Genomic DNA, 14,914 nt, shown 5'->3' with positions numbered 1-14,914 from the left:
TTTCAAATGCTACCCGGGTCCCTTTTCAAGTGTTAGCTACATAAACTCTTGATTTTAATAGTTCGTGTGCAAAGAAAACAGGTGATTTTACGGTGAAATTAGTCACCAAGCTATAACTGGATAATAACTTATCAGTGGTGATTGTTGCTATATGCCAGCAGGTTACGGCATAAAAAAAGCGACCACGCAAAAGTGATCGCTTGATATAGACTAAGAAATATAATTTATAGCTCCTCTTTGATTTTAATAATGCAAGTGCCTTCGACTCTGAGTTTCCGCTTGATGGTGGAAATTACGCTATCATGTAGATCTTTGGCGAAAACGTGCTTGATGAAAGTTGCTGTCTCAATACCCGATTTCTTAAATTGGTTTCCGATATTCCAACCAAAGTGCATCAGGTCAATGGATTTTAGTTTGGCATCAACGGTAACGGGCGTTTTTATCTGTTCGCAATCCTGTTCTGTAGCGGATTGGAAAAAGCGGATATGCTCGCAAAGCTCTTGCAAATCCTTCTCGCTCATATATAATGCCATCTCTTGCCCTGTATAGGAGAGCACCCGTTCCAAAGTTTGTGCCTGCTCTTGCGCAAATTTATGTTGCGCGGCTTGTTTATATTCTCCGTAGTAAAGCACGGTAGGCTCATTCTGCTCTTGTTCTTGTGGAGCTTCCACAAGCGGTTCTATTACAATTTCAGGCTCTAATTGTGAATGTTTCTTTCTGAAAATTCGCTCTACTACAGGCAAAAGACAATCGTTCAATATGGATTGGAAACTAAAATAGAAGCCACCAAGCAAAAGGCAAGTCACGAAAAAGACCATAAGACCTGAGAACTCATCCATTTTGAGTTCTGTTACTGCAAACATACGGGCTAGCACAGCAATACTCAATATTGATGCACATAAGAAAGAATATATAATAATGTAGTCGATTTTCTTAGCTGTCATATTAATCAATAGTTATCATTTGTGCGCAAATATATACTAATAACTTATTGATTCCAAAATGTTTGTGCAATTGTCCGCATTTGGCGTTGATATGGCTGCGTTTGTCTCCCCTATAAGGTAAATGGCTATCTGTTTTGCCAGAGAATTAGATGTATTCTTTAATTCTACCATTAAAGGTATTCCCGAATAATTCCATTTCGCTGTTCGCTATTCCTAATTTAGTTGCCAATGCTTTCCAGTCTTTTACGGCTGCTACTACCTCTGAGATAATCTTTGTGGCTACGTCTTGAGGTAGTAGATAGTATTCACAAGCATCTAATAGAATTGCTAAGTCTGCTTTGCTGGAAGAGTTGGAAATAAGTAGGCTCTGATATTCATTTAGTGTTGGATTCATATCGTAAGCCGGAGACAGCGTCCAACCTTTAGTCGTGAGTAGAAACCCGTGGTTGCGGAAGTGGTCGTCGGAGTTGCCGATGCAAATATTAAAAGCTACACGACGGTATAGCTCTTGAAGATTCTTGTTTACCTCCGTACAATTTTGAAGTATGAAGTCTACAATATCCAAGTACCCATTTCCGGTGCTTGCGTTTGCTCCATCCGAGAATCCGAGCAACGTCATCGCAGAAGCAAAATGTATTCGTCTGCCGTCGTCGGTTCTGTCAAAACGACGTGATAAGAGTGTGTGATACTTATCGCTTGTTGAAATTACTTGCGTAGAAGCCGCATTGATTCCTGCTTTCGTTGCCAGTAGGTGGCAGAAGTGTTCCCAAAGCCCTGTGTTGTAATCATCTTTGCGAGAGGGGAATTTGGCAACATACAGTACTTTGTCCGTATCAATTACGCTGGCTTTCGGCCTGGCTCCACCCAATGAAGAGCCGGGTTGTACTAATTGAGTGAGCCACTTTTTATCGGGTAGTTTGTTTTCTTCTTCGCTTTTTTCAATTTCTCCACTGGCATGAATCAACTCACGGATACTGGTTAATGGTGGGATGCGTAGGGTGTTGCTTGAGTTGATAAAGTCTCCATCGGGTGTCTCTTTGAAGCGAAATCCACCCATGCGAGATGAATCATCAATCCCCAACAGATAATCAAATGAAGATAACCGACGGACAGGACGTTTCTCTTCGGTAGCCAAAATTTGTTCTCTGCGGTTGAGCAGCGTACGTCCCCATCGATCGGGTAAGGCATCGGAGAAGCATCCGAAAATATCTTTCTCCGGTTGTGTGTATTGCAGTCCTTTGTAATTATTCAGGTCTGCGCTAATATATAAGTTGCCATATCGCTTCAGCCATTCATCATTAAACTGAAAGGCGAAACTGTCTGAACCACGAAGGGATTCATAGCTTAGCTCTCCAATGAGTTCAATCTCTTTTAGCCAATCAAAATCAGCATATACCAATAGTTTTTTCATTGTTTATTCCTTTTTAGATGCACGCTCACGACTTTTTAGTGCCAAATCTTGCAGTGATTTCCCTAGTTTGTCCTCTCTGGCAAGCCAGAGAATATCTTCATCCAGTTGAAGAGCATAAAGCACACGAAGATAGATACCTATGGCAACGGTAGATACACCCTTTTCGATGCGTGATACCGTGAGGGGAGAGCAGGTAGCTCGTTCAGCCACCTGTGCCACACTCAAATTGCGACGTAGGCGTGCTAACTTAATCTGCTCACCTACAATCTCCATTTTTTGCTCTAGTTTTCGAGGCAACTTAGTGCCCATTGTATTCTTTGCCATAGTTGTAACATATCATATAATATGCAAATATAATGCTATTTGTTCATTATATGATATGTTGATGAAATATATTTTATTTCAAAGAAATCTTATTTGCCGACTCACGTTTCTTTTCGCTCACCAGCTCCGCATATATTTGTGTTGTTGACACATTGCGGTGAGTGAGCATCTTGCTGACCGTGTAAATATCTGTACCAGCGGCAATTTGGAGGGTTGCATACGAGTGCCGAAAGCAATGGAACGTAATGTGCTTCTGTATCTTAGCTTTCTTAAGCCAATTTTTCAGAGGATAATTTATCATGCTTCGACTGAGTCCTTTAAATACTTTGCCTGTTCTCACTTCTCCGCAAAGTTCAAAAGCTTCATGGCTGATGGGGAGCGTGGCCTCTGTTTTGGTCTTCTGGGTACGGATGCGAATGCAGTAGCCTTGATCGGGAGCGATGCCAAAGTCCGACCATTGCAGGTTCATTATGTCGCTGATACGAAGCCCTGTCAAGCAGGAGAACAGAGAAGCAGCTTTGAGAACGGGGATATCACAAGGCGTAGCAGCTAATTGCTTCACCTCGTCTAATGTCAGATACTCTTTCTTTACGTCCTCATATTCGATCTTCTCTAAGAAGTCGTTGATGTTCTCACGGAGTAGTTTATCACGATAGGCGATTTTCAGCAGACCTCTGAACGTGGAGTAGTAGCCTGCTGCCGAATTGAGCGATACTTTATGTTCGGTGTGTTTGAGTTGCTTAGCATTCAATAGGTAAGCCCGGAATCGTTTACAAAGATCGACATTCACTTCACCAAAGGTACATTTACCCTGTACGAAGTTTGAGAAATGGGCGTAGACTACTTTCCATTTCTGATCTTTGGTGCGCATCATTTTGGCGAAGTAGGCAAGGAAATCGGCTTTCATTTTGTGCTTGTCTAAGAAACCGAATTCCTCATTGATTAGTGATTGTACCCGGATGCAGCGGATGGCTTCGGCTTTGTTCAGCATATCATTGTTGAACTCACGCTCCATCTCGTTCTTTGGGTGGGCGTAGATGTAGATACCTAGATACTCCCGACGGCTCATAATCATGGTTTCAGGATGGCGAACGGCTGGATAATAATCAAGGTAGAGAGAGATTTTGTCGTTACGAATAGCTCTTTGGCGAACGGTAACTTTGGTACATGTGTGCGTCATACAATTGTTATTAAAATGTTTATACTTGTTTTTTGAATGCAAAGAAAAGTGGTGATAGGATGGTGACTCCTATCACCACAGAATAACTTACTCTATTTTGGGACCACCCAAAAGATGGTCAAGCTCCGGTCGGGAGATCTTAACGTATTTGCCAACTTTCACTCTGGGAATGTTGTGGTATTTGGCGTAATGATAGAGTTGATCTCGTGTGAGATTGAACTTTGCCATTGCTTCTGCTACCGTATAATATTGTGGTTCGTCAGCTTGGACTATGCCTTTGGCTATGTCGAAATGTTTTTTGGAGTAGCTAACCATGACACCTTCTTTCTTTTTGGGAATAGCATTCTTCGAGGCAAGCACATAGATGGCTGCCAAAGTCATATTAAACTTCTCCTGAATTTCCTGCACGGTGTACCACTCAGTGATTTCCGGGTTAGCGGCTTTCTTCGAGAAATAATTGTCGATATGCTTTTTGCTCCAATAAGTTTTACCACGATTGAAGGTCCGGGGAATATTGTGTTTCTTGGCGACAACGAATATCCACGAATCGACTACATTGTATTTCTCTTTGACTTCGGCTGTGGTGTAGAACTCGGTGATAGGGACGGCTTCTTTGTTTTGCTGTTTTTCATAGGGTTTATTCTCAAGCATATTCTCAATATCACTTCTCTTGATAAAAGAGAGCCTACTACTAATCTTTGATGCTTTCAAATGTCCCTGAGTAACCATCTTATAGACAGCTTGCCTTGTTATGCCGAGCAGGATACCTACCTCTGCAAAAGATAGAAACTCCTTATCCTTTACAGCCTGTATGGGTTGTTGGCGGATAAGTACCTCTGTTTCTGTTTCAGTTCTCTGAATGCGTTTGTTGCGTGCATCTTCTTTATAAGCCCTGCTATTGCAACGATGTGAACAGTATCGAGTTGTTGTCTTCTGTGCATAGAAAACTTCTCCGCACCACTCGCATACCTTTTTGATTCTGATGCTACTACTTGCCATTTTTGCTCATTTTTTAATGTTTACTTCGCTTTATTTCTCCCAATTTATGTCAACCATCGTAAACTGTTGTCAACCATTGTAAACTCTATCTACGACCTTTCCAATCGGTTTTCAGTTGCAAACCTCCGAGACCCAAATACGGTACAAAAATGAGCTAAAAAACAAGTATAAACGATAACCATCGTCCATACGAGCAAAAAGAAAGGCGTTGAATTTCAACGCCTTATTAATCAATAGTAATCTATGCTAATCGTTGGTAATCGCTACCTATTTCCCGACGCAAAAATGTTCGAAAATATTCCCAAGTACCATATCGTTCGTAACTTCCCCTGCAATATCGCTTAGATGGAAAATGCATTCGCGGATATCTTGTGAAACAAAATCTCCGGATAGATTTTCTGCTAGTCCTTGTTGGACCCGGTGGATGGCTTCCAAGGCATGGGTCAAAGCCTCGTAGTGGCGTATATTCGTGACAATGACATCGTTTTGGGTAACCGTGGGCAGGTTAGCGGCAGAGATTAGCATTTGCTGAAGCTTGTCGAGGTTGGTACGTCCTTTGGCAGAGATGGAGATGCATTGCACATTAGTAGCGGCCACGGTGAAACTGGAGTTGGGGATGGTTGAGGCATCTTGCACCAGATCGGTCTTGTTGAATACGAGAATGAGCCGTTTCCCTTCGCAACGGGGAAGTATCTGGGTAGTTAGTTGTGGTATCCGTGAGACGGCATTCGTGGCATCAACTATCCAGAGCACGATTTCCGCCTGCTCCAATTTCTGGAAGGTTCGCTCAATTCCTAGGTTCTCGATGGTGTCGTTCGTTTCGCGTATGCCTGCCGTATCAATAAATCGGAAAGTTATCCCGCCAAGATTGACTGTGTCTTCTATCACATCGCGGGTTGTCCCGTGTATGTCGCTTACAATGGCTCGTTCCTCGTTTAGTAGTGCATTCAACAGGGTGGATTTACCAGCGTTCGTTTCGCCGATGATGGCTACGGGCACGCCGTTCTTGATGGCATTGCCTACACTGAAGGATTGTACTAAACGGGAAATTACCTGCTCTATGCCGTCTGCTAGGAGACATAGCTCGGAGCGGTCGGCAAATTCCAGTTCTTCGTGGTCGCTGAAGTCCAGCTCCAGTTCTATGAGTGATGTGAAGTGCAGCAATTGGTCGCGTAGTGAGGCCAGCTCTTTACTGAACCCACCGCGCATTTGGCTCATGGCGAGGCGGTGAGTGGCGGCAGAGGTGGAGGCGATGAGGTCGGCCACGGCTTCGGCCTGGCTTAGGTCCATTTTGCCACCCAAGAAGGCCCGTTGCGTGTACTCACCGGGAGCGGCCAGGCGGCAACCATTACCGATGAGCAGTTGCAACACCTTCTGAAGAATATAGCTCGAACCGTGGCACATGATTTCCGTGCTATCCTCGCCCGTGTACGAGTGGGGGGCACGGAATAAGCTTACAAGTACTTCGTCTATGATGTTTTCTTCTTCATGGATATGACCGAAGGTAAGTGTGTATGGCTTGGCATCCTTCAGCTTCTTCCCCTTCCGGGCAGGGGTAAATATGCGGGATGTTATCTCTATGGCATCCGGTCCGGAGACACGGATGCATCCTATGGCTCCCCCTTGGGCGGTGGCTATGGCACAAATGGTATCTTGGTTCATTTTATCCGGCTTATTTTTATTCAGCAAAGATAATGGTTTCTTTACAAAAAAGAGAGATGGTGATTCAACTTATGGGCTTTTATCGTAACTTTGTGCAAATCGATAATGGATAGATGCTTATAAAGCCTAATCCGCCTCTGTGCCCATTGTGGGTATAGCAGGACATTGCTACACTATACAGACCAGCAACGGGCACGTCAGGCAGGATGTGATGAAGTCATTACTAAACCTTACTCCTAGGATTGGCTGAAGGAAAGGGAGGAGCATTTCTTGAAGGATACTTAGATACGGTCGAGTACTGTTTTGATAAGAGTATCTATCGTATTTTTGTATCCCGTGTTCGCTTCTTTTATCAGGCGGTTGGCAATGACCATGCATACCGTCATGGCCTTGTGTCCCATCAGACGGCTCAAGCCTGCCAAGGCAGAACTTTCCATCTCGAAGTTGGTGATATGGTAGCCGTTGTATTCAAATTTTTCAATCTTCTCGTTCTGATGCGGGTCGGCAAGCGGCACGCGTAACTCGCGTCCTTGAGGTCCGAAGAAGCCCCCGGCGGCAATCGTTACGCCACGTACCATGTCGTTTTGTGCGATGCGGTCTATCAGTTCAGTGCTTGCATCAATGACGTAGGGGGCAGGGGCACACATGTTGCCGGACCATCCCATATGGTTGAGGAAGGCACGCTCCATGGGTAGGTCGCACACGGAGTTGCGTCCGGCATAGAAGTTGAGCAGACCGTCGAAACCGATGGATTTTTCAGAACATACAAATGTACCCACCGGAGTGTAGGGTTGCAAGCCGCCGCAGGTGCCGATACGTACCAGCTCAAGGCTACGTAGGCGGGGCTTTTCTTCGCGCGTCTCGAAGTCGATGTTTGCCAGGGCATCCAGTTCGTTCATCACGATATCGATGTTGTCACATCCGATACCGGTGGAAACCACCGTAATACGTTTCCCCTGGTAAGTACCGGTGATAGTCTTGAACTCGCGGCTTTCCACTTCACATTCCTTGTTCTCGAAATGGGAGGCAACCAGTGCCACCCGTCCGGGGTCACCTACCAAGATGACTTTGTCTGCCAGCCATTCGGGCTTTACGTGAAGATGAAATACAGAACCGTCTTCATTGATGATCAGTTCGGAAGAGGCGAAATATTTTTTCATTTGATTGAGCTTTTAATCTTTTGTTTATAAATAGAAACGCCGGGAACCGATTCTTGTTCACCGGTTCCGGCGTTTCTGTCAGTTACTTTTCGAGTTATTTGCTCAACGGCTGGCTGGTATTGCCCGTCGTCGGTTTGGCAATGTTTTCGCGCATGGAAGTGTCGGCTTCTATATTCTTCATCCGGTAATAGTCCATGATACCCAGATTGCCGTTGCGGAATGCTTCGGCCATGGCCTTGGGTACTTCCGCTTCTGCCTCGATAACTTTGGCACGGGCTTCCTGGGCCTTTGCCTTCATTTCCTGCTCTGTGGCTACGGCCATGGCGCGGCGTTCCTCTGCCTTGGCTTGAGCAATGTTCTTGTCGGCATTGGCTTGGTCTATCTGCAGGGCGGCACCGATATTCTTACCTATGTCAATATCAGCAATGTCAATGGACAGAATTTCGAATGCTGTTCCTGCATCCAACCCCTTGCGCAATACCAGTTTGGAGATAGAATCTGGATTCTCCAATACCGATTTATGATTCTCTGACGAACCGATGGAGGAGACAATACCTTCGCCTACACGGGCCAGAATCGTGTCTTCTCCGGCACCTCCCACCAATTGGCGGATATTGGCGCGCACCGTTACACGGGCCTTGGCAATCAACTGGATACCGTCTTTGGCAACAGCCGTCACGGGAGGGGTATCGATTACTTTGGGGTTAACGGACATCTGTACGGCTTCGAACACGTCACGGCCGGCAAGGTCGATGGCGGTTGCCATCTGGAACGGCAGCTCGATATTGGCTTTAGAGGCGGATACCAGTGCGTGTACCACCCGCTCTACGTGACCTCCGGCAAGGTAGTGCGCTTCCAGTTCGTCGCGCGTGATGTTTTGCAATCCTGCTTTATGAGCTTCAATCATGCCGGGCACAATGATATAAGGAGGAACATTACGGATGCGCATCAGGAAAAGTTGTACCAGCGAGATGTTTACTCCCGATACTTTGGCGGACAGCCACAAGAAGAACGGTACATAATGGAAGAAAAGTACCAGGAAGATAATGCCTCCTATAATGAGGAAGGCGGTTAAATACATTGTGCTTGGATCCATGAGATTAAATATTAATTGTTAGTTATAAATAGGTTGATTTCTGAAATTTCACTGCTTGAGCCGTTCCACTAAGAGGACTCCGTCGGCAATACGCTCTACGATAATCGGAGTCTTTTCGTTCATGAAGCCATCTGATGACTTCACTTCCACGATGTCTCCGTTGATTTCGGCATAGCCGATAAGAGCCAGGCGGGTAGTGGTTACGCCTATATCGCCTACCTTGACTTTTTCCTCGGCACTACGGTCTACTTTGGAGGTGATGTTTTTTTTCAATGCAATTTTGTCGAGTGTCTTGGAGCGCATGAACCATACCAACGAGCCGATACAAGCCAGGGCAGATATGATAAGCGTAATGACACCTGCCGTGGTGCCCATATAGGCAAAGGCATAGTAGTTGGCAAAGATGATGCAACCTCCTGCCAGAAAACCGGCAACGCTGATGCCCGGAATTACGAATAATTCCACTAAGAACAAGATTACTGCTCCTATAATCAATGAGGCGATAATGAGTATATCCATAGTTGTCTTTATTTGGTGGCTTGTTTTTCCAGGTTGCGCACTTGAATGGCAGTTTGCTCCATCTCAGTGGACAATTGCCGTACACGTTGCTCCAGGTCGAGGATGGCGGCGGACATCTTGTCCTTTTCCTGCTTGTTGGCTCGGGAGTATTCCGAACGCATATCTTCCAGTTTCTCCTGCAGTTGTTTGTGGCTCTGCTCCAGCTGATTGTATTTGCCATACAAGGCTTTGGCCTGCGGGGAACGGAAATCGTCCAGCTGGTAATAGGTGGAGTGGTCATCAATGACGAATTGGAAATCGTGCTTCTTAGTGGTCCGCGGCTTTGCGTTGGCAGCGGTCCGAAGCCTTTCTCGGGCGGCCTTTACCGCATCGGTGTCCGTCCATGTGTCCTTGATAGAGTGAAGTTGCGCCAATGATATCATCTTGTCCGGGTCCATCCCTTCGTAGTTGTACACTTGCTTGGATGAGTTGGGAATGAATACATAGATGCACACTTTGCCTTCGGGCTGGTAGCGGTCGGAGGCAAACCATCCCAAGTCGTTGAATTCGTCAATGACGTACATATAGTCGTTGTAGGGCGAATTGAACGGCATGCCCACATTTTCCGGCATCAGATAGGAGTCGGTATTCGTATTGTAACGGGTGACGAAAATGTCATATCCTCCCATCGAGCCAGGGCCATCCGAAGCATAGTAGATAGTGATACCGTCCGTAAGTACATAGGGATAGTCTGCATTCATGGCCTCATTGATGCTTCCGGGCAACAAGCTGCCATCACTCCATTTGTCCAGCAACTTGTTGCGCGAAAGGATACTGAGGGTGCTGTCCGGTTGCATTTCGCTATAATATAGTTTATTGCCCAGCTCCGTTTCGTATACCGTTCCGCCTTCCTTACCGGAATCATTGAAGTAGGTGTCGTACATGAACAGCTTGCCCGATTCGGGGCTGATTTTGTATGCATCCAGGAATTTTTCCTTGTCTACCACAAAGCTGTCGATGAAGCAGACCTCTTCCACACCTTTCAGCATGCGCAAGTTGGATTTGCTTTTTTCCAATAATTGTTCGGCCTCTTCGGTGGAGCGTTTTCTCTTTCTCAGGTCGGAAATGTAGGTCTCATAAGTCTCGATGGCTTCTTCGAACCGATATAAATCATTGTATGCCCGGGCCAAATAGAGTTGCCCGCTGGGGACGCGTCTCTTGACGGCGCTTTCCAGGTGTTTCAAGGCTTCTGCGGGTTCGCCGGTTTCCAGGCAACATACACCGTACCATAGGTTGTAATTTCCATTGCCAGATTGTGTCTTGACGAGTTTTTTGAAGGCGGGCTTGGCTTCTTCGTATTCTCCCTTCTCGTACAAGGCTTTGGCTTCTGCCAGGCTTTGTGCGGAAATTGTTATGCTCAAAAGGCCGAATAGAAAGAAAAGGATATATTTTTTATTCATATTGATACATGCTGATTTGTTCAGAAGGTCAAAAATACAAATTTATCGTGAATAAAGCTGGTTTCCGTAATTCTATTTTGTTAATTCTTCTTTAAATCGTTCTTTTGCCTTACTTTTGCAACCGGAAGAGCTATAATTCATAACTTATAACTCATAACTCGTATCAATGGCACGATTTACTGAAGAAGAAAAGATGTTGCGCCGCATAGACAAGCGGTTTAGCAAAGGTGTGGTGGAATATGGGCTGATAGAGGACGGCGATAAGATTCTCATCGGGCTTTCGGGAGGCAAGGACTCTTTGGCGCTGGTGGAATTGTTGGCACGGCGTGCCCGTGTCTATAAACCCCGTTTTTCCGTTGTCGCCGTACATGTAGTGATGAAGAATATACCTTATCAAAGTGATGTGGACTATCTGAGGGAGTACGTAGAGTCGTGGGGAGTGCCTTTTGTTCTCTTTGAAACGGAGTTTGATGCCACGACAGATACCCGCAAGTCTCCTTGTTTTCTTTGCTCTTGGAATAGACGGAAGGCATTGTTTACCGTAGCCAAGGAGCAGGGATGCAATAAAATCGCGTTAGGCCATCACATGGATGATATTCTGGAGACCTTGCTGATGAATATCACCTATCAGGGAGCGTTCAGCTCCATGCCTCCTCGGCTGGTAATGAAGAAGTTTGATATGACGATTATCCGTCCGATGTGTCTGGTACATGAGGCGGATTTGATGGAGTTGGCGCAAGTGAGGGGGTATCGTAAGCAGGTGAAGAATTGTCCGTATGAGTCACAATCCAGCCGTAGTACAATGAAAGGCATTCTGAAACAGTTGGAGGAAATGAATCCTGAGGCACGCTATAGTCTATGGGGGAGTATGACGAATGTGCAAGAGGAATTGCTGCCTGCAATCATTAATCATTAATCACTAATCATTAATCACTATATGAAAGCATTTTATACCATTTTGCTATTGATTGTATCTAATATTTTCATGACGTTTGCCTGGTATGGGCATCTGAAGCTACAAGAGACAAAAGTCATCTCCAACTGGCCGTTGTATGCCGTGGTGCTGTTTTCTTGGGTAATAGCTCTGGCTGAGTATTCTTGTCAGGTTCCGGCCAATCGGATAGGCTTTTTAGGCAATGGAGGCCCGTTCTCATTGATGCAACTCAAAGTGATTCAGGAAGTAATCACTTTGATAATCTTTACGGTGTTTACAACGGTTCTTTTCAAGGGGGAAACGCTGCATTGGAATCATTTTGCCGCTTTTGTATGTCTGGTACTGGCGGTATATTTTGTATTTTATAAATGATGGGTTAATCGCATTTGCACATTATTTCATATACTTCTCCATTCCTTTTGTTAAGAACGTTTGAAGCTTTCCTTCTTCATCCGTATAAATGAAACAGGCGTCGATATCCGGATGTGCATCCGCCACGCGTTCTGCTTCTTCCAGCCCCATCACCATGAATGCCGTGGCATAGGCGTCTGCACTCATGCAATCTTTGGCGATGACGGTGGCGGACAAGATGCTGTGCTGTACCGGATAGCCGGTACGCGGGTCGATGGTATGCGCATATTTCTTTCCGTCTTTATAGTAGTAGTTGCGATAATTGCCCGATGTAGCCATGCCTAAATCTGTGACTTGCAGCACTGCTTGCAATTCTTGGTTCACTGCCAGTGAGTCGTCTATCGGCTTGTTCAAACCGATGCGCCAAAGTCCATTTTGAGGGTTTTGCCCGTGAACAACTACTTCTCCGCCTATATCGACCATGAAGTTGCGGATACCTTTCTTCTTCAGAAGTTGGGCTATGACATCTACTGCATATCCTTTTGCCACAGCGCTGCACGAGAGCATTATACGCGAGTCTGTTTTCACCACTTTCCCTTCATCGGACAATTTTACTTTTTCGTATCCTGTCATCTCCAGCAGGCTGTCTATCATGGCAGAGTCGGGGAAGTTACCCTTCTTGAAGCCAAATCCCCAGGCATTGGCAAGAGGGGCAACGGTGATATCGAAGGCACCATCGGTCTCCCGGGAGATTTCCATGCTACGTCGGAAGACGTTGGTAAAGAATGTGTCGGGCACAATGTCCTCGTTGCGGTTGATGCGCGTAATGGTCGCCGTGTCATTGAAAGGGGACAAGGAACCGTCGAAACGTTTGAGTTCCGCTTCTATCTCCGCCTTCAGATTTTGGTCACATTGATAAGTCACTTTATATACCGTACCGAATATCAGTCCGTTATCCGTCTGATAAGGAGTGACTTGGTTGTGGCGGGCAAGTATCCAGATGGTTCCCAGTACCAGTAGGGCAATCCATAAAAAATTCCGTTGTACTTTCTTTTCCATATCCTATCTGAGTTTTTACTTTTTAATTAAAAGAAGAGATGCTCTACCAATATCTTGGTACCGATGATGACGAGGATAATCCCTCCCCAAAGTTCGGCGCGCAGTCTGCGGGCTATGCCACATCCGAAACGGATGCCGAACATCAGGCCGACCATCGACAAGGCGAATGATACAAAACCGATAATGCCGATGGGGGAAAGAATAGCCGAGAATTGCTTGATACCGAGGAATGCAAACGAAACACCTACCGCCAATGCATCGATGCTGGTTGCCACGGCCAGAGCGAGCACCACCTTCAGGCTGGTAGGGTCATACTCGTGCTTGCAATCTTCGTCCTTGAAGGATTCCATTATCATGCGTCCGCCCAGGAAGGCAAGGATACCGAATGCAATCCAATGGTCAATACTTTCTATCAGGTGGCTGAAAAAACTGGCGCCTATCCATCCCAGCAGAGGCATCAAAGCCTGGAAAAAGCCGAAGCTGATGGCCATCACCAGCATAGGGCGCAGCCGGGCGCGTTTCAATATAATTCCGCTGGCTATAGAAACGGCGAAACAATCCATCGCAAGTCCTACGGCCAGTAGCCAAATCTCTAACCCTGTCATAAGTCGCTTAAAGAGGTAGTTTATAAGTTATCGTATAGGTTACTCCCATCGTGTTGGAGCCATATTTCCCGAAACCGGGCACATACCACGGGTCACCGTATTCATCGGCCGAGGCAGACAATTTGAACTTGAAGCGTAGTGACCAGCCCATGTACAATGCCTTCCAGACGTGCGCCCGGATACCGACACAAAATTCCGCCCATTGCATGGAGCCTTTCATTCCTTTATGGTTATAGGGCAGGCTGCCTCCCCATATCTCGTCGTCCAGATTCGGATTGCCTACGATGCCACCATATATCGGGTCGTCCAGTCCCAAGGCGTCTACATCATACTTGAAGCTACTTACACCGTAACGCAAGCCTACGAGTAGCATGTGTCCGTGCTGCTTCTTGTATAGCGTGTTATAGTCCATTCCTATGCGGAAGTAGGGGGCGTTGCTTTTGTAGTGTATGCCTTTGTCACTCCAGGTGTCCGTGGAGCCATATCCCAGTTCGGCAATAGGGAAGAAGCGATTCTTGAGGTTTACGTCCACGGCCACTTCGGAACTCAGAAAATCTCCTCCAAATACGGAACTTCCGATTCCCCACAAGTCCAAGCCGACGGACATGCCGTTGTATAACGGATAGTGCACTTCTTCTTTCGCGTCCTTCTTCTCCTTCTTGGGAGGTGCTCCCTGGGGGGGGACGGTAGGATTCCCGTTCTGCGCCCGTAGGGGGAGGAACATCAGCAGGCAGAGTGCCAGACTAATAGAATAACTTAAGATTTTCCTTTCCATAGATGCCTGCTTCATTGTCTTTGATGTATATCGAGTCCAGAGAGATGCGGGTGCACGTTACGTCTGTGATGGCCTGCTTCATCTGATAGCCGCAATCCATTGATAGGAAATAGGGGGTGTTGGTGTGGCGTATCACCATCGTGTCACTCTTGGTCCGGCTGTACTTGAATATCAGCTTGGTGGAATCCTCCGTATAGCGCAGTGGCAGGGAGATGTCGTGTACCTTCTTCTGGTTGTTGATGATGATGGAGTCGGTGCCGTATGCTGTCACGGTGAGCGAGTCGAGCGTGTCGTTCTCCACGTATTGGGTTTCGGGGTCTACTCTATAAAGAATGCAATTCACCATGGGGCGTGCCGTCATGGAGCAATCTGCCTCCTCCGAGCAGGAGATAGCTATGCTTATTATCGGGCAAAGGATAGCTCCGAGTATGACAAGTCTGACTAATTTTTTCATCG

At 46.2% G+C, this 14,914-nt stretch carries 16 protein-coding genes; 2 read left to right on the top strand and 14 right to left on the bottom strand.

Annotation, left to right across the window (positions count from 1 at the left end; all coding sequences use genetic code 11):
• Window positions 1–224: 224 nt before the first annotated feature.
• From DWZ03_RS18530 to DWZ03_RS18485, 10 genes are all read right to left on the bottom strand, one after another.
• Complete coding sequence (locus tag DWZ03_RS18530) at window positions 225–944, bottom strand: hypothetical protein (protein WP_087332711.1); 720 nt, start codon at window positions 942–944, stop codon at window positions 225–227.
• Window positions 945–1,089: 145 nt separating this feature from the next.
• Entirely contained in the window at window positions 1,090–2,355 is a 1,266-nt protein-coding gene (locus DWZ03_RS18525; protein ID WP_087332710.1) for a type II toxin-antitoxin system HipA family toxin, read from the bottom strand.
• Window positions 2,356–2,358: 3 nt separating this feature from the next.
• Window positions 2,359–2,679 (bottom strand): helix-turn-helix domain-containing protein, encoded by a 321-nt coding sequence (locus tag DWZ03_RS18520; protein ID WP_087332709.1) that lies wholly within the window; start codon window positions 2,677–2,679, stop codon window positions 2,359–2,361.
• 73 nt (window positions 2,680–2,752) lie between these two features.
• Window positions 2,753–3,859 (bottom strand): site-specific integrase, encoded by a 1,107-nt coding sequence (locus DWZ03_RS18515; protein ID WP_087332708.1) that lies wholly within the window; start codon window positions 3,857–3,859, stop codon window positions 2,753–2,755.
• Between the two features lie 87 nt (window positions 3,860–3,946).
• Entirely contained in the window at window positions 3,947–4,858 is a 912-nt protein-coding gene (locus DWZ03_RS18510; protein ID WP_120027217.1) for a helix-turn-helix domain-containing protein, read from the bottom strand.
• 267 nt (window positions 4,859–5,125) lie between these two features.
• Window positions 5,126–6,520 carry a tRNA uridine-5-carboxymethylaminomethyl(34) synthesis GTPase MnmE gene (gene mnmE / locus DWZ03_RS18505; RefSeq protein WP_120130518.1) on the bottom strand — a complete coding sequence of 465 codons (1,395 nt, stop codon included), beginning with the start codon at window positions 6,518–6,520 and terminating at the stop codon, window positions 5,126–5,128.
• Window positions 6,521–6,801: 281 nt separating this feature from the next.
• Window positions 6,802–7,680: a nucleoside phosphorylase gene (locus DWZ03_RS18500; protein ID WP_117959063.1), complete on the bottom strand. Its 879-nt coding sequence runs from the start codon at window positions 7,678–7,680 to the stop codon at window positions 6,802–6,804.
• A gap of 94 nt (window positions 7,681–7,774) precedes the next feature.
• Window positions 7,775–8,776, bottom strand: coding sequence for a flotillin-like protein FloA (gene floA, locus DWZ03_RS18495; RefSeq protein WP_005826863.1), 1,002 nt, complete (start codon window positions 8,774–8,776; stop codon window positions 7,775–7,777).
• 48 nt (window positions 8,777–8,824) lie between these two features.
• Window positions 8,825–9,295 (bottom strand): NfeD family protein, encoded by a 471-nt coding sequence (locus tag DWZ03_RS18490; RefSeq protein ID WP_120130514.1) that lies wholly within the window; start codon window positions 9,293–9,295, stop codon window positions 8,825–8,827.
• 8 nt (window positions 9,296–9,303) lie between these two features.
• Window positions 9,304–10,734, bottom strand: coding sequence for a tetratricopeptide repeat protein (locus DWZ03_RS18485; protein ID WP_120130513.1), 1,431 nt, complete (start codon window positions 10,732–10,734; stop codon window positions 9,304–9,306).
• A 166-nt stretch (window positions 10,735–10,900) separates the two neighbouring features.
• On the opposite strand from DWZ03_RS18485, the gene DWZ03_RS18480 reads away from it, so the two are divergent.
• Window positions 10,901–11,650 carry an ATP-binding protein gene (locus tag DWZ03_RS18480; protein ID WP_120130512.1) on the top strand — a complete coding sequence of 250 codons (750 nt, stop codon included), beginning with the start codon at window positions 10,901–10,903 and terminating at the stop codon, window positions 11,648–11,650.
• Between the two features lie 21 nt (window positions 11,651–11,671).
• On the top strand, window positions 11,672–12,040 hold the full coding sequence (locus DWZ03_RS18475; protein WP_005826856.1) for a DMT family protein: 369 nt from the start codon (window positions 11,672–11,674) through the stop codon (window positions 12,038–12,040).
• A 21-nt stretch (window positions 12,041–12,061) separates the two neighbouring features.
• Here the strand turns inward: DWZ03_RS18475 and DWZ03_RS18470 are convergent, their stop codons facing one another.
• Genes DWZ03_RS18470 through DWZ03_RS18455 form a run of 4 tightly spaced genes read right to left on the bottom strand, consistent with a single transcriptional unit; the run spans window position 12,062 to window position 14,912 of the window.
• The gene (locus DWZ03_RS18470) at window positions 12,062–13,078 is read right to left on the bottom strand and encodes an FAD:protein FMN transferase (protein ID WP_117749880.1); all 1,017 of its coding nucleotides are present in this window, start codon (window positions 13,076–13,078) and stop codon (window positions 12,062–12,064) included.
• A 26-nt stretch (window positions 13,079–13,104) separates the two neighbouring features.
• The gene (locus DWZ03_RS18465; protein ID WP_005826852.1) at window positions 13,105–13,683 is read right to left on the bottom strand and encodes a manganese efflux pump MntP family protein; all 579 of its coding nucleotides are present in this window, start codon (window positions 13,681–13,683) and stop codon (window positions 13,105–13,107) included.
• 7 nt (window positions 13,684–13,690) lie between these two features.
• Complete coding sequence (locus DWZ03_RS18460; protein WP_008663768.1) at window positions 13,691–14,458, bottom strand: DUF6048 family protein; 768 nt, start codon at window positions 14,456–14,458, stop codon at window positions 13,691–13,693.
• Window positions 14,427–14,912, bottom strand: coding sequence for a DUF6452 family protein (locus DWZ03_RS18455; RefSeq protein ID WP_005835917.1), 486 nt, complete (start codon window positions 14,910–14,912; stop codon window positions 14,427–14,429). The genes DWZ03_RS18460 and DWZ03_RS18455 overlap by 32 nt, the downstream gene beginning before the upstream one ends.
• Window positions 14,913–14,914 lie beyond the last annotated feature (2 nt).

Origin of the sequence: Bacteroides sp. AF29-11 (assembly GCF_003602895.1) — a bacterium.
Taxonomy (GTDB): Bacteria; Bacteroidota; Bacteroidia; order Bacteroidales; family Bacteroidaceae; genus Bacteroides; species Bacteroides uniformis.
The sequence above is the reverse complement of the archived record's forward strand: the minus strand, read 5'-3'. Positions and strand labels throughout refer to the sequence as shown.